The 17,706-nt window shown below is 53.1% G+C and carries 18 protein-coding genes and 3 pseudogenes; 10 read left to right on the top strand and 11 right to left on the bottom strand.

Annotated elements, in window-relative coordinates; translation table 11 throughout:
- The first annotated feature begins 84 nt into the window (after positions 1 to 84).
- Together BLT55_RS28510 and BLT55_RS28505 are read left to right on the top strand one after the other, a co-directional pair.
- Positions 85 to 1,314, top strand: a complete 1,230-nt coding sequence (locus tag BLT55_RS28510; protein WP_074801624.1) for an IS91 family transposase — start codon at positions 85 to 87, stop codon at positions 1,312 to 1,314.
- Positions 1,315 to 1,593: 279 nt separating this feature from the next.
- The gene (locus BLT55_RS28505; RefSeq protein ID WP_074801837.1) at positions 1,594 to 2,823 is read left to right on the top strand and encodes an IS91 family transposase; all 1,230 of its coding nucleotides are present in this window, start codon (positions 1,594 to 1,596) and stop codon (positions 2,821 to 2,823) included.
- 184 nt (positions 2,824 to 3,007) lie between these two features.
- On the opposite strand, the pseudogene BLT55_RS28500 reads toward BLT55_RS28505, so the two are convergent.
- Positions 3,008 to 3,580 (bottom strand): annotated as a pseudogene (locus BLT55_RS28500) (IS91 family transposase); the annotation flags it as partial.
- Positions 3,581 to 3,971: 391 nt separating this feature from the next.
- On the opposite strand from BLT55_RS28500, the gene BLT55_RS34455 reads away from it, so the two are divergent.
- Genes BLT55_RS34455 through BLT55_RS28490 form a run of 3 tightly spaced genes read left to right on the top strand, consistent with a single transcriptional unit; the run spans position 3,972 to position 5,927 of the window.
- Complete coding sequence (locus BLT55_RS34455; protein WP_255873616.1) at positions 3,972 to 4,106, top strand: hypothetical protein; 135 nt, start codon at positions 3,972 to 3,974, stop codon at positions 4,104 to 4,106.
- Entirely contained in the window at positions 4,066 to 4,644 is a 579-nt protein-coding gene (locus BLT55_RS28495) for a glycine-rich domain-containing protein (RefSeq protein ID WP_004661948.1), read from the top strand. The genes BLT55_RS34455 and BLT55_RS28495 overlap by 41 nt, the downstream gene beginning before the upstream one ends.
- Positions 4,644 to 5,927, top strand: coding sequence for a hypothetical protein (locus BLT55_RS28490; RefSeq protein ID WP_054068129.1), 1,284 nt, complete (start codon positions 4,644 to 4,646; stop codon positions 5,925 to 5,927). The genes BLT55_RS28495 and BLT55_RS28490 overlap by 1 nt, the downstream gene beginning before the upstream one ends.
- A 110-nt stretch (positions 5,928 to 6,037) precedes the next feature.
- Here the strand turns inward: BLT55_RS28490 and BLT55_RS32985 are convergent.
- Positions 6,038 to 6,148 (bottom strand): annotated as a pseudogene (locus BLT55_RS32985) (Y-family DNA polymerase); the annotation flags it as partial.
- A 429-nt stretch (positions 6,149 to 6,577) separates the two neighbouring features.
- Between BLT55_RS32985 and BLT55_RS28485 the strand changes: the two are divergent.
- Entirely contained in the window at positions 6,578 to 6,991 is a 414-nt protein-coding gene (locus tag BLT55_RS28485) for a DUF3757 domain-containing protein (RefSeq protein ID WP_003348573.1), read from the top strand.
- Positions 6,992 to 7,207: 216 nt separating this feature from the next.
- Here BLT55_RS28485 and BLT55_RS35145 read toward each other — a convergent pair.
- Positions 7,208 to 7,348: pseudogene (locus tag BLT55_RS35145) on the bottom strand (DNA polymerase V subunit UmuC); the annotation flags it as partial.
- A gap of 95 nt (positions 7,349 to 7,443) precedes the next feature.
- Here BLT55_RS35145 and BLT55_RS28475 point away from each other — a divergent pair.
- Both BLT55_RS28475 and BLT55_RS32980 read left to right on the top strand, forming a co-directional pair.
- Positions 7,444 to 8,673 (top strand): IS91 family transposase, encoded by a 1,230-nt coding sequence (locus BLT55_RS28475; RefSeq protein ID WP_074801837.1) that lies wholly within the window; start codon positions 7,444 to 7,446, stop codon positions 8,671 to 8,673.
- 10 nt (positions 8,674 to 8,683) lie between these two features.
- A complete protein-coding gene (locus BLT55_RS32980) occupies positions 8,684 to 8,929 on the top strand; it encodes a hypothetical protein (RefSeq protein WP_139206486.1) in 246 nt (81 codons plus the stop codon).
- 478 nt (positions 8,930 to 9,407) lie between these two features.
- Here the strand turns inward: BLT55_RS32980 and BLT55_RS28470 are convergent, their stop codons facing one another.
- The 5 genes from BLT55_RS28470 to BLT55_RS34230 form a co-directional block, all read right to left on the bottom strand.
- Positions 9,408 to 10,154, bottom strand: coding sequence for a hypothetical protein (locus tag BLT55_RS28470; RefSeq protein WP_054999858.1), 747 nt, complete (start codon positions 10,152 to 10,154; stop codon positions 9,408 to 9,410).
- A 482-nt stretch (positions 10,155 to 10,636) separates the two neighbouring features.
- A complete protein-coding gene (locus BLT55_RS28465; RefSeq protein ID WP_010208712.1) occupies positions 10,637 to 11,065 on the bottom strand; it encodes a GntR family transcriptional regulator in 429 nt (142 codons plus the stop codon).
- A 125-nt stretch (positions 11,066 to 11,190) separates the two neighbouring features.
- Positions 11,191 to 11,442 carry a hypothetical protein gene (locus BLT55_RS34600; protein ID WP_234710903.1) on the bottom strand — a complete coding sequence of 84 codons (252 nt, stop codon included), beginning with the start codon at positions 11,440 to 11,442 and terminating at the stop codon, positions 11,191 to 11,193.
- Positions 11,443 to 11,456: 14 nt separating this feature from the next.
- A complete protein-coding gene (locus BLT55_RS34595; protein WP_341845502.1) occupies positions 11,457 to 12,725 on the bottom strand; it encodes an LPD7 domain-containing protein in 1,269 nt (422 codons plus the stop codon).
- Positions 12,726 to 13,480: 755 nt separating this feature from the next.
- Positions 13,481 to 13,900, bottom strand: coding sequence for a hypothetical protein (locus tag BLT55_RS34230; protein WP_074801745.1), 420 nt, complete (start codon positions 13,898 to 13,900; stop codon positions 13,481 to 13,483).
- Between the two features lie 220 nt (positions 13,901 to 14,120).
- Here BLT55_RS34230 and BLT55_RS34225 point away from each other — a divergent pair, with 220 nt between their 5' ends.
- Positions 14,121 to 14,396 carry a hypothetical protein gene (locus BLT55_RS34225; protein WP_074801742.1) on the top strand — a complete coding sequence of 92 codons (276 nt, stop codon included), beginning with the start codon at positions 14,121 to 14,123 and terminating at the stop codon, positions 14,394 to 14,396.
- A 490-nt stretch (positions 14,397 to 14,886) separates the two neighbouring features.
- Here the strand turns inward: BLT55_RS34225 and BLT55_RS28440 are convergent, their stop codons facing one another.
- A complete protein-coding gene (locus tag BLT55_RS28440; protein WP_055001321.1) occupies positions 14,887 to 15,237 on the bottom strand; it encodes a plasmid mobilization protein in 351 nt (116 codons plus the stop codon).
- Between the two features lie 387 nt (positions 15,238 to 15,624).
- Between BLT55_RS28440 and BLT55_RS28435 the strand changes: the two genes are divergently transcribed.
- A complete protein-coding gene (locus BLT55_RS28435; protein ID WP_004666948.1) occupies positions 15,625 to 16,032 on the top strand; it encodes a hypothetical protein in 408 nt (135 codons plus the stop codon).
- Between the two features lie 17 nt (positions 16,033 to 16,049).
- Here the strand turns inward: BLT55_RS28435 and BLT55_RS28430 are convergent, their stop codons facing one another.
- Positions 16,050 to 16,688 (bottom strand): hypothetical protein, encoded by a 639-nt coding sequence (locus BLT55_RS28430; protein ID WP_074801834.1) that lies wholly within the window; start codon positions 16,686 to 16,688, stop codon positions 16,050 to 16,052.
- 77 nt (positions 16,689 to 16,765) lie between these two features.
- On the bottom strand, positions 16,766 to 17,653 hold the full coding sequence (locus tag BLT55_RS28425) for a nucleotide-binding protein (RefSeq protein ID WP_167359989.1): 888 nt from the start codon (positions 17,651 to 17,653) through the stop codon (positions 16,766 to 16,768).
- Positions 17,654 to 17,706 lie beyond the last annotated feature (53 nt).

The following is a 17,706-nucleotide window of genomic DNA, read 5'->3' as shown; positions in this document are numbered from 1 at the left end:
ACATGTTTCCCGACGCTTCTTGCGTAAGCGTTTCGATGAGAGAAGGGCCAGGCGGATTCGTCATCACCGCCGTCATTCACCACGATGAGGAGCCGCCCTGCTGACGTGGCCTCTGCACCGCCTGCTTACAAACCTCGACCGCTCAAAAACCTCTTCACGGCCAACGGCTGCTGGGCAGATTTGCTGGAGGCCGGCGGTCTGCGCCAAATCGAAGTGGAGTCGATCAGCAAAATGCTCGCCTGCGGCACCTCGATACTGGGCGTCAAACACTACACCTGCGGCAACGACAGCTGCCCGCACGTCAAATACCTGTGCAACACCTGCCATTGCCGGGCCTGTCCTTCCTGCGGCAAAAAGGCCACCGACCAGTGGATCGCCGTGCAAAACAACCGTCTGCCCGACTGCCCCTGGCAGCATCTGGTGTTCACGCTGCCCGACACGCTGTGGTCCCTGTTCTTCTACAACCGCTGGCTGCTTGATGCGCTGTTTCGTCTGGCGGCCGATAACCTGATCTACACCGCCAAGCGGCGCGGTTTGCGCGTCGGGATTTTCGGGGCGCTGCACACCTATGGACGGCGGCTCAACTGGCATCCCCACGTCCACCTGTCGGTGACCGCGGGCGGCCTGGATGAGCAGGGCGTCTGGAAAAATCTGTCGTTCCACAAAGAGGCCCTGCGGCGGCGCTGGATGTGGCTGGTGCGCGATTACCTGCTGGGACAGCCGCTTTCGCAACTGACGATGCCGCCGCCGCTGGCCCACATCCACTGTGAAAGCGACTGGCACCGTCTGATACTGACCGCTGGCGGCCAGCACTGGCACATCCACTTGTCGAAGAAGACGGAAAACGGCCGAAAGACCGTCAATTACCTGGGCCGCTACCTGAAAAAACCGCCGATCTCGGGCAGTCGTCTGGCGCATTACACCAACGGGGCCACGTTGAGCTTCACCTACCTGGATCACCGCACACAGACCTATCAGCAGGAAACGCTGAGCCAGGCCGACATGCTGCGCCGGGTGGTGCAGCACATCCCGGAAAAGCATTTCCGGATGATCCGGTATTTTGGTTTTCTGGCCAATCGGGTGTGTGGGAAATACCTGCCGAAGGTGTATGAAGCATTGAAGATGGCGACGCCAGGACCGACACCGAAGCTGTATTTTGTGCAGATGGCCAAAGCCTTTCTAAACGTCGATCCGTTCCGTTGCGTGCTGTGTGGCGCGCGGATGGTATACACGGCGGCAATCAGCGGGCTGACGGTACAGGGACTGGTCCTCAACGCTCAGGCGATCGCGCAGATGAGGTACGTGAAGCCCTGACAGGGGGAAGGTGCGTCCGCACCTAGGCTTCGCGGTGAAATAACCTGCATTAACGCTGATTTATAGGGATTTTCACTGCATAAGTAACGCATCAGCGTCTTCCTACACATCGCTATGAAGGCATGACGCCTCCTTCCAAGCGTCAGCTTGATGCATAGGCATTTTGAAATTCCTATGCATGAACAGGGCAGCCTGCGGCTGCAAATCGCCCGTTCTTGCGATCGCGTAGCAGCAGAAACATGGATTTGAGCTTTGTCATGAGGCCCATTATTGATCATCATGAAGCCTGCTTACCCACCGTTGCTGCTTCAGATGAGTCCAGCCTACACACCTCGACCACTCAAAAACCTCTTCACCGCCAATCAATGCTGGGCACACCTCCTCGAGGAGGGCGGCTTGCGCGACATCGAAGTCGAGTCCGTCACCAAAATGCTGGCCTGCGGCACCTCGATCCTGGGCGTCAAACACTACACCTGCGGCAACGACAGCTGCCCGCACGCCAAATACCTGTGCAACACCTGCAGCTGCCGCGCCTGTCCATCCTGCGGCAAAAAAGCTACCGATCAGTGGATCGCCAATCAACAGCACCGCTTACCCGAGTGTACCTGGCAACACCTGGTGTTCACATTGCCTGACACCCTGTGGCCACTGTTCTTTCATAACCGTCACTGGCTCGATGCCTTGTGTCGCCTGGCCGTCGACAACCTGCTCTATGCGGGCCGACGCCGGGGCGTGGAGGTGGGTGTTTTCTGCGCCATCCACACCTACGGCCGGCGACTTAACTGGCACCCCCACATCCATGTCTCGGTCACCTTGGGTGGGATCGATGACGCAGGTGTCTGGAAAGATCTGTCGTTTCATCCATCAGCCTTGCGTCGGCGCTGGATGTGGAATGTACGCCAGTACCTGCTCAGTCAGTGGGAGCACACCACCGTCCCACCTGAAAACGCTCATCTGCAGAGCGAAAATGACTGGCGTCACCTTGTGCTCAACGCCGGTGGTCAGCACTGGCACATCCACTTGTCGAAGAAGACGAAAAACGGCCGAAAGACCGTCAATTACCTGGGCCGCTACCTGAAAAAACCGCCCATCTCGGGCAGTCGTCTGGCGCACTACACCTCCGGTGCCACGTTGAGCTTCACCTACCTGGATCACCGCACCAAGACCTATCAGCAGGAAACGCTGAGCCAGACCGACATGCTGCGCCGGGTGGTGCAGCACATCCCCGAAAAGCACTTTCGGATGATCCGGTATTTTGGATTTCTGGCCAACCGCGTCTGTGGCCGACAGCTACCCCGGGTGTATGAGGCGCTACGCATGGAAAGGCGTGGCAAAGCGCCAAAACTGTATTTTGCGCAGATGAGCAAAGCGTTCTTGCAGCGGGATCCGTTCAGCTGCGTGCTGTGCGGAGCGCGGATGGTGTACACCGCAGCCATCGCCGGCCTGACGGTGCAGGGCTTGATCAACAACGCTCAAAGCATCGCGCAATTGAGGTACGTGCCGGCCTGATACGGGAGAGGTGCGTCCAAAATCTGGAAAAGGTACAGAAAAGTCGCTTTCAATCCATTTTTCGGCGTGGGTGATGGGTTAAAAAAGCTTTTTGCCGACATCGACGCCACGTTGGCATCACGCAGAGGGTGCCTTTTTAGGAGGATTACCCTGTATAGGAATTATTGAAATTCCTATACATGAACGACAGATTTTTCCAGACGCCCTGCTCATCCAGGCCGCCCGCGGTCACCGACAGGTGCACGTGGGGATGCCAGTTGAGCCGCCGGCCATAGGTGTGCAGCGCCCCGAAAATCCCGACGCGCAAACCGCGCCGCTTGGCGGCGTAGATCAGGTTATCGGCCGCCAGCCGAAACAGCGCATCGAGCAGCCAGCGGTTGTAGAAGAACAGGGGCCATAGCGTGTCGGGCAGCGTGAACACCAGATGCTGCCAGGGGCAGTCGGGCAGACGGTTGTTTTGCACGGCGATCCACTGGTCGGTGGCCTTTTTGCCGCAGGAAGGACAGGCCCGGCAATGGCAGGTGTTGCACAGGTATTTGACGTGCGGGCATTGCTCATTGGCGCAGGTGTAGTGTTTGACGCCCAGTATCGAGGTGCCGCAGGCGAGCATTTTGCTGATCGACTCCACTTCGATTTGGCGCAGACCGCCGGCTTCCAGCAAATCTGCCCAGCAGCCGTTGGCCGTGAAGAGGTTTTTGAGCGGTCGAGGTGTGTAAGCAGGTGGTGCAGAGGCCACGTCAGCAGGGCGGCTCCTCATCGTGGTGAATGACGGCGGTGATGGCCAATCTGCCTGGCCCTTCTCTCATCGAAACGCTTACGCAAGAAGCGTCGGGAAACATGTCGTTCTAAGGAAGGTCTGAAAAAGCCTTTTCTTCAAAAGTCGAAGCCAGTAAATACAGGCGCTCCAGCCCGGTTCCTCTCCAAAAAAATGGGCTTTTTCAGAGGATACCTAAGGAGGCGCTGATTTATTCGATTTTTCGTCCCTGCAACGCTCTGGAGGCCTTGATTTATCTGGGGGCAACAGCTGGGTTTTAGAATAAATCAGCGTCTCCCTAACATCTGTGTTGACTACCATTAGGGAGAAAGGTAAGTTTGGTTTTGACTGCTTATGCAGTCTTAAAAATTTTTAAGATTAAGGATAAATCATTATGAAGTCTGTTGATCCGAAAAAAAGCAATAAACCAGCTCAAACCCTTTCAGTAGCCGCAATGCAATATATTGCAGCCCGCAAAGCTGGGAAAAATGACGGTGGCGGCCATTGCCAAGGTGGCGGTGGCTGGTAAGCAGTCTTGTGTCGATCGCCTAAGGGCGATCGACCTCTATTTATTAGGTGTGGTCATGAATGAGCAATACGATGCTATTGCAGCTACGCTCCCGCATTCTATGGAAATACCAAACTTAGAAAATGAGCCAAGCTTGGAATATGCAGTACAATACATAGAAAATATAGATTTCTCCTTAATTTTTAATAAACTTTGCAGTGGTGATCCTTTACTATGTAGGCGCTGGTCTCCAATAGAGGCGGAGATCGGCATCCAGTATTATAAAAATTTCTTGTATATAAATAAAAAATACTTGCATAAACATCCTGTTTTGCCCCCTCTTTTAGAGGTAGATGAGATATGGCATCATCATATACTTGACACTAGGTCCTATATGAAAGACTGCCAAAATATATTTGGATACTATTTCCATCATTATCCATATTTCGGGGCACGTGGTAATGATGACAAGAAGAACTTAGGTAAAGCATTTGAGCTCGTACAGGAGCTATACAAGGAAGAGTTTGGATATTATATGACACAATTATGGGAGGCGTAATGTTGCCGTATACAAGAAACCTAAAAAAAAATTTGTGGAACTTCACCATCAGCAGGTTATTCCCTTTTTTTGGTATATCTATTGCTGCAGCATTATTGGCTCATAAAAATATTGATGACCTTCCAGTTTTCGCCTATGTCCTAGCGATTTTTTCTGTAGTATCAACCGTCTTTTCTATGCCCTTAGCCGCTATAGGCAATATATTTCACAATAAAAAAAAATCTCTTAGCGCTCAGGAGATATTTGAAGATGGGTTTAAAATAGCTTTAGTTTTTTCTATATCCTCTTTGGTTATAGCTGCAATTATTATTTTTTTCTTATCCAATACTTATTCTAACGGCGTTAGCGGACACAAACTAAATCTAATGTCTGTTTGTTACGTACTAGCCGTACCCTTACTAGTGATAAACACTTTTCTTCATATCTTTCATGAGTCATCGGACGGATCATCATCTTGCGCTAAGATAAAAAGGAAATGCACTTTATTGGGATGTCTAATATTGCTAATCTCTTATTTTTTCATTCCAAAAGAATTTTTTCTATATTTTGCGATAGGATACTTTCCTATTGTAGAAACATTTATATTGATTTCGTTGGTTCTTCTTTCTAAAGAGCTAGGTTATATATTCTTTATAAAAAAAGGATCAAAGATATTTCATGATATATTAGTTCTTGGATTCCCTATAGCTGCTGGATTGGCAGGTCAAAAAGTTTACTATTACCTTCTTAACGAGAAGTTGTTATCTATAAAAGCATCTCTTGCAGGTGATTTATCTATATGTATGTCAGTGATAGGTTGTTTGCTCATACCAATAACCGCTTTTTCTCAGATGCACAGTGTGTACGCTAGTAAAAACAAATCTGTTGAGGAGAAAATTTACACTCAAGGAATTGTTACATGTACTATATTGGTGGCAGTTATTTCTGTAGCGCTATTCATTTTTGGAAAGCCACTTTTTTATATATTCGGCGACGGTTCTTTAGAGTTTAGTAAGAACACATTCTTTGTAGTGACTCTCTCTATTGCTAGCTCCGCATACTTCATGCTGACGACAAGTCATTTAAGATCTATGAATGATACATTAACTCCACAAATCATAATAAACGTTGTAATGCTCGCCGTTCTAATACCACTTATTTACTTCGGGGTCTCGAATGATGCATCTGTATATGTTTTCATCACTATGCAAGCCACTACCGTTTTGATAGTCACAGCGTTATTGCAATTTAGAGTTTTTACTTTGAATAAAAGATTCAAAAGCAGTCTTTCCGTCCATGCATAGGAATTTCAAAATGCCTATGCATCAGGCTGACGCTATGACGGAGGCGTCATGCCTTCATAGCGATGCGTAGTAAGACGCTGAGGCGTTACATATGCAGTGAAAATCCCTATCAAATTGCCAGGCATGCCGGAGAGGTCTGCGAACGCCTCATCGATGCTGTAAACCTCAACGGCAGGGACCATGGATTCTATGATGGCCATCACGTGCTGGCTTAAGTCGCCATTTATGTGGAATGGAAAATTATTCTCCCAGTCTTCCGTTCCTTGACGAGATTACTACGTCCACACTACCGGAACGCGTCTTGAAGCAGGCACCCTCCGCCGATACCTGAGCCGCTCCGTGCACAGCCTGATAGGTGTCGTGACAAATGCGGTGGGTGTGACTCAGATTGATCAATCGCTACATGATAAGAGAACCTACCTTTTTACGCTGATCGCAGCTTTGCCATTGAGGCGCTGTCGACTATTTAAATATTTGGAAAGCATAATGGAACTCGATGGACACTGATGACCACTCATGCGCGGCACATGTAAAAGTAAAAGCGAATAGATAAGTCGGTGGTGGTGATCTGTCGGTTAAAAGCATGGCAAGCAACTCGCTCACCCACTGTAAAAATAAAATCAACTTAGATCCACGATGGAGAAAGTAAAATGAAAGCTCGCTCAAAGAAATCAGTAGGCATTGTTGCTTTGGCACTTTTAATGGGCAAGGTGTATGCCGCTCCTACTCCTGCCGCGTGCCCGGATGTCAGCGTCATCAAACAACATCAGGAAGGGCAAGGTTTTGTGTATACGGCACCAGCCCCAAACAACCAACAATGGAGAGGCGAAAACCCGCGAGGCGATGCAAAGGACATAAATAGTATTGCTTTCAAAACTGCAAATATACGTAACCGAAGCGCGATCACAGGTAATGCATTTGTGGCGTGCGACTATGAGGGTAATAGCAGCGCAGGAATCAGGATGAGTCTTGAAACGCTCAAGGTAGCAACACCTGTGGGGAAAGCTTGGAACGGACTCAGTTGCAGTGAAAGCAACCCATCCCTCTGCACGTTTGAGTATTGATGTTTTTATAATATACATTTTACAAATAGCTATTCAGCTTAATGCAGGTAGCTTTTAGTAAAACTACAAAAACAGATCACAGCGCCCACGACTATCGGCTTTTTCCCCTCGATTTGACTGGGCGTTCTGCAGGGCCTGAACGTAAGACGTCCCCAGCCCCACTGGTCAACGTCGTCAGAATCAGCGTAGCCCAGAAGCATTCCACCTAACTTACTAAAGCCCAAAATTACTACTAAACGATTGGATACCGTGACGGCGCAACACGTCTTTGATCTGAAAGTAAGGCGCACCCATTTTCACATACGGTTTAGCATCGTAGCTGCGGGCAATAACACAGCCATCGTTGTTGCTAAGAACAGGGCAGCCTGCGGCTGCAAATCGCCCGTTCTTGCGATCGCGTAGCAGCAGAAACATGGATTTGAGCTTTGTCATGAGGCCCATTATTGATCATCATGAAGCCTGCTTACCCACCGTTGCTGCTTCAGATGAGTCCAGCCTACACACCTCGACCACTCAAAAACCTCTTCACCGCCAATCAATGCTGGGCACACCTCCTCGAGGAGGGCGGCTTGCGCGACATCGAAGTCGAGTCCGTCACCAAAATGCTGGCCTGCGGCACCTCGATCCTGGGCGTCAAACACTACACCTGCGGCAACGACAGCTGCCCGCACGCCAAATACCTGTGCAACACCTGCAGCTGCCGCGCCTGTCCATCCTGCGGCAAAAAAGCTACCGATCAGTGGATCGCCAATCAACAGCACCGCTTACCCGAGTGTACCTGGCAACACCTGGTGTTCACATTGCCTGACACCCTGTGGCCGCTGTTCTTTCATAACCGTCACTGGCTCGATGCCTTGTGTCGCCTGGCCGTCGACAACCTGCTCTATGCGGGCCGACGCCGGGGCGTGGAGGTGGGTGTTTTCTGCGCCATCCACACCTACGGCCGGCGACTTAACTGGCACCCCCACATCCATGTCTCGGTCACCTTGGGTGGGATCGATGACGCAGGTGTCTGGAAAGATCTGTCGTTTCATCCATCAGCCTTGCGTCGGCGCTGGATGTGGAATGTACGCCAGTACCTGCTCAGTCAGTGGGAGCACACCACCGTCCCACCTGAAAACGCTCATCTGCAGAGCGAAAATGACTGGCGTCACCTTGTGCTCAACGCCGGTGGTCAGCACTGGCACATCCACTTGTCGAAGAAGACGAAAAACGGCCGAAAGACCGTCAATTACCTGGGCCGCTACCTGAAAAAACCGCCCATCTCGGGCAGTCGTCTGGCGCACTACACCTCCGGTGCCACGTTGAGCTTCACCTACCTGGATCACCGCACCAAGACCTATCAGCAGGAAACGCTGAGCCAGACCGACATGCTGCGCCGGGTGGTGCAGCACATCCCCGAAAAGCACTTTCGGATGATCCGGTATTTTGGATTTCTGGCCAACCGCGTCTGTGGCCGACAGCTACCCCGGGTGTATGAGGCGCTACGCATGGAAAGGCGTGGCAAAGCGCCAAAACTGTATTTTGCGCAGATGAGCAAAGCGTTCTTGCAGCGGGATCCGTTCAGCTGCGTGCTGTGCGGAGCACGGATGGTTTATACCGCAGCCATCGCCGGCCTGACCGTGCAGGGCTTGATCAACAACGCTCAAAGCATCGCGCAATTGAGGTACGTGCCGGCCTGATACGGGAGAGGTGCGTCCAAAATCTGGAAAAGGTACAGAAAAGTCGCTTTCAATCCATTTTTCGGCGTGGGTGATGGGTGAAAAAAGCTTTTTGCCGACATCGACGCCACGTTGGCATCACGCCGAGGGGACCTTTTTCGGCGGATTACCTTGTATAGGAATTATTGAAATTCCTATACATCAAGCCGACCAACTGCGCAAAACGCATGCCTTCATTGAAGGCAAAGAGCGATTGACCATGCACATAATTATTTGAACAGCCTGCGCGCACACGCGCCCGGTTGAGGACTGGGGCGGCTTGCCGTTCCAGGCCGATTTATCCGGGTCTTAGCGCCCGTAGGGTGGCCGCAGGCCAGGGCAGGGCAGCTTCATCGCCCTGGGCCGCTTAGACAGGCTGTTTCACTGACGTATAGGCGCAGACATACGCGCCGTGCCGAAGGCACGACTTGCGCGTGCATTACTGCTTTATGAGGTGGGTTCCCACCGCGTAAATCCCTGTTTTTCCTGAAAGGGATAACTGAAGGGGGGATAAAATTTCATTTATTTCAAACACTCCAGTGCGCCACCTCCGGCGTGGCCAAAAAGAGCCGTTGGCACAGCTAAAAAACGGCACAACCAGCACCGGCGTGCGGTCCTTGTGATGCCTGCCCATAGGGTCACCAACCGCCCTTAAAACGCAGGCGTGACAATGCCTCCGCGTGAGCGGATGCGGTTTTCGGACAAAGTGGGGCCTGTTAGGCTTTTTTGCTCCTCGACGCTAGGAGCCTATCCAGCGCACTGGACACGGTGTTGCTCACTGGCGGCGATGTGCTGGGGCTCGCTGCACCTTGTGTTCCGGCTACGCCCGCCTCCCGATTTTCCTTGGCCTGCCAGCGCTGACGCGACGTTTCACGGCGCTGGAGTTCCAGAGAGTGCTTTTCCATGTCCGCCAAGCGCTGTTGCCCTATGTCGCGCAGCTGAGCATCGCGGCGCTTCCTGGCCGACTTCTGCACACGTTCATGAACATAGGCCAGGCCAAGGTCTTTCCAGAAAAGCTTGGTGAAGCGGATCAGGACGCGGGTACGCACCAGGTGCAGACCGTTATCGTCCTTCTCGTCCAGGCGAACGCGCTCGATACGGCGGTACACATACCCCGCATCATCCAGGGTTTTCATCAAGCGACACAGCGCCGGTGCAGAGATACCCGCATCCTCGGCAATGCCACACTGAGTGTTCAGCACATAACGGCCATTGGCAGGGTCGATGTAGCCCAGCACGCTGGTGGCCAGGTCCAGACGCACCAGCAGCTGCTCGGCCACGCGCTCGATGGCCAGAAACTTCTCCCGCCGGGTACGCCGGTCGCCATGAACGCCATCCAGGCGGCGCAGGTATTGGCCCCGATAGCGGTCCATGTTGCTCAGACGCTCATAGGCCGAGCGGATCAGGGGATTTTTAAGCTGTTGTTCAGAGAGATGACGGGGAGCCGCGTAACGGGCAGGCATTACCCGACCGGGGCGACGTAAAGCGGAGTGAGGGTCAGAAGGGGGGAGCCTGACAGCCTTGAGGTGCCTCATGCTTCACCGCCTTGGCCATGAAGGCCGTGCGCTACGGTAAAACGTGTCAGGTCTTGGTGATGCTGGGGGTACAGGTCTGCCTTTAGAAGGGGCACAGCCTGCTGAAGAATCTTTTCCATAAGTCCACCGTTCAGCGGTGAACTGAAGGCTTCACTTTTGACGGCTTGCACAAAGCCGCAGTGAACGCCATAATCAGCTCACGTTATGTGTGTTGAACAGGTATTCCGCCATTCAAACGGCCTGTTCAAGATTTTCCAAAAAGCCCCGCCGGCAAGCGGGGCTTTTTGGTTTCTGCGATTCGTGAATCTACATCGTCGCTTTCCTGCAAATAAAACTGTGCCGGATAGTAGCATGGGGGCCTCGCGTTTCGCCTTACAAAATCCGTTGCTTTCAAAGAGCTAGGCCACTCGTCAGCACGGAGTGGGGCGCAGCTGGCCCAGGACGCGCAGGATTTCGTTTTCAAAGGCCACTTTTGATTCGAGGTCGGCCAGCCTCTTATGGCCCTCTGCAACGCACCTCAGCAAGCCGGGTAGGTGACCGTACTGGGGCGGCTCATTGCCGTTCGTGACCAGGTAGCCTTTGTGGTACTGCGCGGCGATGTAACCCTGGGTCTCCAACGAGCGCAGCGCTTCACGCACAGGCATACGGCTGACCTGGAAGGCATTGGCGATGGCTTGCTGCGCAAGCCGTTCACCTGGTTCAAGTCGTCCGTCCATAATGGCTCCGCGAAGCGCTTCTTCTATGGTCTCGCGAGGCAGCGCTATAGGCTGTGCAATACCGATGGCAATGGTTTCGAGCACGTGCTGCGCGTGCAGTTTCTGCGTTCTGCGGTTACTCATTTACGTCTCCTTTTTGCGCATGCGAACAGAACCCTGCGCCAGTGCGCCGGACTCGGCGCTGCACAGGGTTGAGGTGTGATTTCTTAGGTGCCACCTCCTGGCCAAGAGGTGGCTTATCAAGCGGCTCAGTCCATGCTCATGCCGTCTTCTTCATCTGGAGATGACAGCTCCGGTGTGCCTGCTGCGGCGGCCTGCCCCTTGGGCGTGGTCTCGGCCACCTCCCGTTCAGGCGCGGTCGGCTGCGCTGACCATTCGCGGCGGTTGACCGTTTTGTCCGTCACAGTGCCGTCCTCTTCGATGACCTGCACCACGACAGGCTGAGTGCCCAGGTCTTGCAACCGTACCTGGTCGCCTTGCTTCAGATTCGAATCCTTCATGGCATCTTCCAGCCCTACGCCCCACACCGTGCGGGGTCTACCCCCTCGGGCTTGAGCGTCACAAAGTAGCTCATCTGGTTGTCGTCCTTGTGCTGATAGGGTGCTTCCCCGTGCTCGATCAGCGTGCCCTCGATGACTTTGCCCCTGACCGGGGCTGTCTGGCCTGTTGCTGGTTGAGGTGCAGGGAACAAACGGTCTTCCACCTCATTGACTATTTGCGCAGCCATCGCCGTGAGGTGGTCCAGGTCATCGACCAACTTAGGCGAGTTTTCGACTTGCTTGTAAGCGGCGACGATGCTGGCTTTGAACGCTTCGCGGTAGCTGTCGTTTTCCATGTACGCCGTCAGCAGGGCAGCCGCTTCCGGGGTCTTGTCATTCGTCGCAATGATCCAGACGGCATGGTCTTCACCTCGTAAGCCCATGACCGTATCCGAGGCCCTGACATCTGCTTCGGACATCGGGAAATCCCGACGCCATTGCGCTTCAAGCCTGACCAGCTCGCTGGGGCTCTGCAGGGCCGGGTCGTTGGCCTGAGCAGGCTTCGCGGCTTCTGGGCTCACCGGTTCAGGCGCAGCGTCTGAAGGCGTTGCTGCGGAATCCGCCGCCGGTTGCGCACGCTGCGCCTGCCATTGCGCAAACGCTTGGTCGCCTTTGGGCTCGCCACGTTCTGGAATGCCCAGGGTGATCGCCACCAGTTCGACGAACGCAATGCGTTCCGGTTCCGGCACGGTGTCCAACTGGGTGGCCAGCGCCTGGCTAACCTGCTCGGCGGTTTTTCCTTCTCCATACAGCGCTTCGATGGGCACCGTAACGCCCATCCGATCCGCCTGGTCCCGCACGTCCCGTGTGGCGTCATCAACGTGCCGAGGCAAGTCGGTGGCTGGACCAATGCTCTGCCCACCGCGTTCGATGTCCAGCTCTGCACGGCGATCCGCCAAGCTTCGGTTCATGGCCTTGTCGGTGAAATGAACGTCCAGGCCGTTCTTGGCCACGGCCTCGATCACCAGTTTTTTGAATTCGGCAGTGCCGGTGATCGTCAGTGTGCTGCCGAACCGCTCCCGGGCCAGCTGGAGGGCCACCGACACACCGGATTCGGTAATCCCCGTGCGACGCATAGAGATTGTTTTGCCCGTGTCCACAAACAGGGTCTTGTCGGTCTGCTTGTCCAGGTAATGCACGTTCTGACTGAACTTGGCTTTGCGCGTGTAAAGGTCCTTGGCACTTAGATCGCGCGCGCGCTGACTGGCGGCGGCGGGATCAACCTGTTTGGCAAAGCGATCCATGACCCGCTTCACACGGTCACGCACGCCTTCAGGGCCAGGCCCTCTGGCACCGCTGATGCTGAAGCCTGGGTCTTCTTTTTCATCGTCTAAAAGATTGCGTATGGCTGCACTGCCCATGAGATTCACCTCGATGTTGGGTTTCGGGTTGCGGAACTGTTCACGTGCTTTGAGCCGTTCGAAGGTCAGCACGGAAACCAGCTGCGCCTTGTCCTGGCGGGTTAATCGTTGATCGGAGAACACAGCGCGCCTGAGCGCGAAATACTGCTGATCGATGCGGCGTATGGCCTGGCGATGAGCCGGGGCAATTCGGTTGTGCTGGGCTTCACGCGTGAAGTACGCAGCCACCGTCGAGGCCTGCCTATTAACGGTCAGGGCCTTGATCGAGGCGTGCTTGAACACCAGCGCCTTGTCTGCGGGCCGTTTGAGCGGATCGAACAGCATCCGGGCGCGCTGCTCGATGTCAGCCACCGTGGCGACCCGGTGGGGGTTCTTGGCGTAGGGCGGGACGACAGAGCCAGGCCGCCATTGGCGGGGAGGGCGAGGCTTGCCTGGAGTCCTGGGCCTACGCCCGGCAGTGGATCGTCCAGGCGTTGCTGTCGCAGTCGCTGCCTTGGGCATCGACGTGACGGAAGGTGCTCTGTAGAACACCAGCGCGTTGTCAGAAGGCTTCTTGAGCGGATCAAAAAGGCGTCGGCCTCGCTCCTCGATGTCAGCGATGGTGGCGACACGGTGAGGGTTCTTGGCATACGGCGGGATTATTCGTCCAGCTCGTACTCGGGCGTTTCGGGGCTTTCCAGCTCCGGCCCGGCGTCGGCCTGTAGCGCCTGCTGGCGTTGCTGTTCCCGTTGCCTCCTGAGAAACGGCGGCAGGCCCGCTTCCTCCTCTTCCTCGCTCAGCTGTGGACCCGTTCCGTCTTCCTCGTCCTCCTCCTGGTAGAGGTGGTCGCAATCCAGAATCTCCTCCTGGTTGCGACTGTCCCAGGTGAACGTGTGCATCACTGGGCAGTAACAGCGCACCGTCACGGCTTCGGGCCGATCCGGCTTGCCGGTGATCTGCCACATCGCTGACGGACAGGTCTTGCAAGCCATCGGCAGGCTCGGCAGTGCGTCGCCCCGTAGTTTCAGCAGGACTTCGCTGGTGATCTCTCTGTCGTTGCCCGGTGTGTACGTTGTCATTGTGTTCTCCATGGACTTGGTAGAATTTCTGCTCGCGCTCAGCAAGCAACTGCTGACGCTCTTCTGGGCTGGCAGCCACATAACGCTTGCGAAACGCCGGTGTCGCCTTCTCCACATACTTGATTTCCATCGCCCGTTGCGGCCATTCAGTTAACCGCTGGGCAATGATCGCTTTATCAAGCGGCTCCTTTTTCAAGTCGCGCCTGACGATAAAGTCATCGTGAAAGATGGTTTCTTTCAGGTTGGTAAACTTCGCATCACCCGGCAACTTGACGGCCACGTACTCATTGTCTTTGCCCTGGTTGCGGATGCGCGTTTCACCGTAGGTGGCCGCCAACTCGTAGAACGCCTCACGGCTGGTCACGTTCTTTTCAATCACCTGCTTAACCAGCGTTTGCTTGAACTCCCGATTCTTACCGTAGAAGTCATCGCCCTTGTACCTGGACAGCACGCTTGCGGCATCAGCAATGTCTACACGGACATGCTCTCTGGGTGACGCAAGGTTGTACTTCTGGTTTAAGTATTCCTGGAACGCCTCAAAATACTTCTCATGATTCTTATAGAAGCCCACGGGGTTGGCTTCATTACCACTGAGCAAGTTAATGCGCGGCACGATCACATGAATATGCGGTTTGCGCTCAATAGGCTTGCCCGTCTTCTTATCATCGACCCATTTAATCTTGGGCAAATGCGCCTCAGCGTAAAAATTGAATTCTTCCGCTTTATACGCATACATGAGAAACTGTTTGAATTCGGCTGTAACGGCTTTAAGTAAGGATTCAGAAACAACGTCTTCACGGAAACTAAGTGTGAACGTCAGGTAACGGTCCTGGCCTCGATCAGGAATACTCTCATAAATAGATCGGGTTAAATCAAGGTCGCCGGATATCACCAGGCGATGATCCAGTTCATCGCGAGTGAACTCACGCCCTGACTTATTGCCTTCTTCGAGATATTCCTGTGCGCCAGTGTTGTAGCCACCGGGCCTAATCAGCATCGGAGACCCCTGCTAACAGCAGGGCCTCAATAGCTGTCAACTTATTCAGCCAGAGGGTGTACTTCTTTTCAGAAATGATGCCACGGCGGTGTGCAGCATTCACCTGGTGGGCCAACTGGTTAATGTTGTTGCTGGTTTTGTTATAGAAAAACAGCAGCCGGTGATAGTCCTGTGGCTTGGCCGCTTTAACATTGAAGGTGAGTTTCGCATTGATAAAAACGTCACGCAGGAACTCGGAAGTCGTCATGCCTGCGTCCTTGGTCTTCCTGAGTATCTCGGCGTGATCATCCTCACCCACACGCAGGGTCAGGACACGGGTCTTTGGGGGCTGCTCAGCCATGGGGCCTCCGACGATGAATGACGTGACTGATTTACTGACTGATGACTAACAACAAGCGAAGCGCTAACGCTCTGCGGGGTTTCAAAGGGGTTTCCCCTTTGGCACGGCGATGTATTCGGGGGGGCGCTTCATCCCCCCGTATACATCGGTAACGTGCCTGTTTAGCGAATTCGGATTTCGAGTGCGGTTCCAGAAGACAAGTGCACACTGCATTTGCACTGCACTCGCACTGCAAAATAACTGCACCTACACTGCATTACACTGCACTTTCACTGCTTTATAACTGCACGCACACTGCACCTCACTGCATTTGCACTGCATCTTCACTGCACCTACACTGCACTTTCACTGCATCCCCACAGCAAACCCTGATGAAAAGGAACATTTATGGCCAAATCAACCATTGCTGACACCCTAAACAGAATGGCCAACGCACAGAACGGTCGCAGTGTGGCCAGCCGCCTGCGTGACATTTTCCCTGACATCGAAAGAGCGCTTGAGGCAGGGGTGAGCCGCACAGCCATTCTGAAAGCGCTAGAAGATGATGGATTGGCAATCACCATGAAAACATTCGAAAGCGCTCTGTACAGAATCCGCCGTAGCACTAAGATAAGTGAGGCAAATACAGGCATCGCTGGAAGTTCAGAATCACGTAGTGCGAGTCAGAAACTAACAACATCTCAACAGCCTGAAGGTAAGCCTCACCCTTTCGCAGGGCTCGGCGGTAACGGCAGAGACAGCAATGCAGTGCACCACTCTGTACCTGACAAAGACCGAATATACGGACGAAAATAGTCAGAAAAGGGGTGAACTCACCCCTTTTTACTCATCAGCTCTAACACCTGCTTTTTAACATTACTGGGCAACCTATCAATAGCCTGACTCTGTTTTTTTGATTCTCCATACCAATAGTTGGCGTTTTCCTGACTGTCCTGCGCAAAATTATACAACATCACCCCCCCAACAGAGGCCGTCATCACAGTTAAAGCAAGGGCAACAGAAAGACAAACATTCGTTATTAACAGCTTGGTATCTCGCAAACTCGCTGACAGTTCGTTTATTTTGCCTTCCGCCTTTGCAGCCACTGATTGCAGCGCCTTAGTAGACCCCGTTAATACAGCAGAGGTATCAGCAACCACAATTTCCTTGATACGTTGATGCGCATTTTCAATTTCAAGTTTGGTTAAGGCACTCAACATGCCTTTGGTCTCGTCTCGTAAAGACCCTACAGTCCTTTCCGAATCTTCAACAGCGAGCACAATTTTCTCAATGACCGTATTCATCGCGCGTGGAACATCACGAACCACCTCTTCCAGTGAATCACTCACACTGTCGAGCATCATCTTATTGGCAAGCACTACGGAAAAGATGGGATCTTGTTCGGACAGGCGAATCCCATGTTCGGAGAATACTTCATTACGAATTTTCTGATTCAGCTCTTTATCATTCATTCGAGTTTCCATCCTCACGGGAAAAAACCACATCCAATTGACGATATACATCATTAAACACATTGAATATTCTTGACTTAGGGAGGCGCTGATTTATTCGATTTTTCGTCCCTGCAACGCTCTGGAGGCCTTGATTTATCTGGGGGCAACAGCTGGGTTTTAGAATAAATCAGCGTCTCCTTAGGCATCAAGCCAAAGTCAGTGGAGACTTTAACTTCACGGTAAGTCATGTGCCGCTCAGTCATCAGTCGAATATCAGTAATAAAGTCATCACCATTTCTTTGAACGATTGTGACAACCCCTTGAATGATCGGCAAGGCCTCTTGAAACCATTCATTCTGCTCCAGGGTTTTGCCATCAAAAGTAGGCTTACCCCAAAACTCGTTTACCCAAACAACAATTTTTGCATTGGATTGGGTGCTTCGCACCAGGTCAATCAAGGAAATTAGTCCGGCTGCCGTGTCGTCTTTCGATTGGCCACCGGTGACGACACAGTGTATGAATACCTGTTTACCGTATTCCTGCATTGTTTCAAGAACACAATTGGATTTTATGAACTGCGCGAACGGTAAAAACGTCGAGGCTCCGTTATCGACAACCGACACCCTGTCGCTCAGCAGAATGGACTCAAAGAGCGGATCAAAAAGGCGCTGCATCACGATCCCGTCTTCAGCAATTTTGATCAGTTGAACGTTTAACGCAGCAATTTGGTAAAAGGTGCTGTTTACCGGGTCAGTATCCCCGCACGCTGGCTCATGGCCGCGTTCAATCATGTACTGCGCGAGAATGGATGACGCGAAGGACTTACCCACGCCGCCTTTCCCTTGAAGAATCCAGTGGGTTGTATTTTCCATCGGCATAAGGTTGTTCATAGTGTTTCCTATGGTCGAGTTGAGGCGATCAATCGCCTGAATAGAATGGTTTGTGGCGTAGAGTTTCAACACCAAGGGCGCGGCCCTTGTCATCCCGCAACGGCCGCGTTGACCTCGGGAGCGCGGGGTGGTGAAGCTACCCCACA

It is taken from the genome of Pseudomonas cannabina (assembly GCF_900100365.1).
Taxonomy (GTDB): Bacteria; Pseudomonadota; Gammaproteobacteria; order Pseudomonadales; family Pseudomonadaceae; genus Aquipseudomonas; species Aquipseudomonas cannabina.
This window is presented reverse-complemented; position numbering and strand designations above follow the sequence as displayed.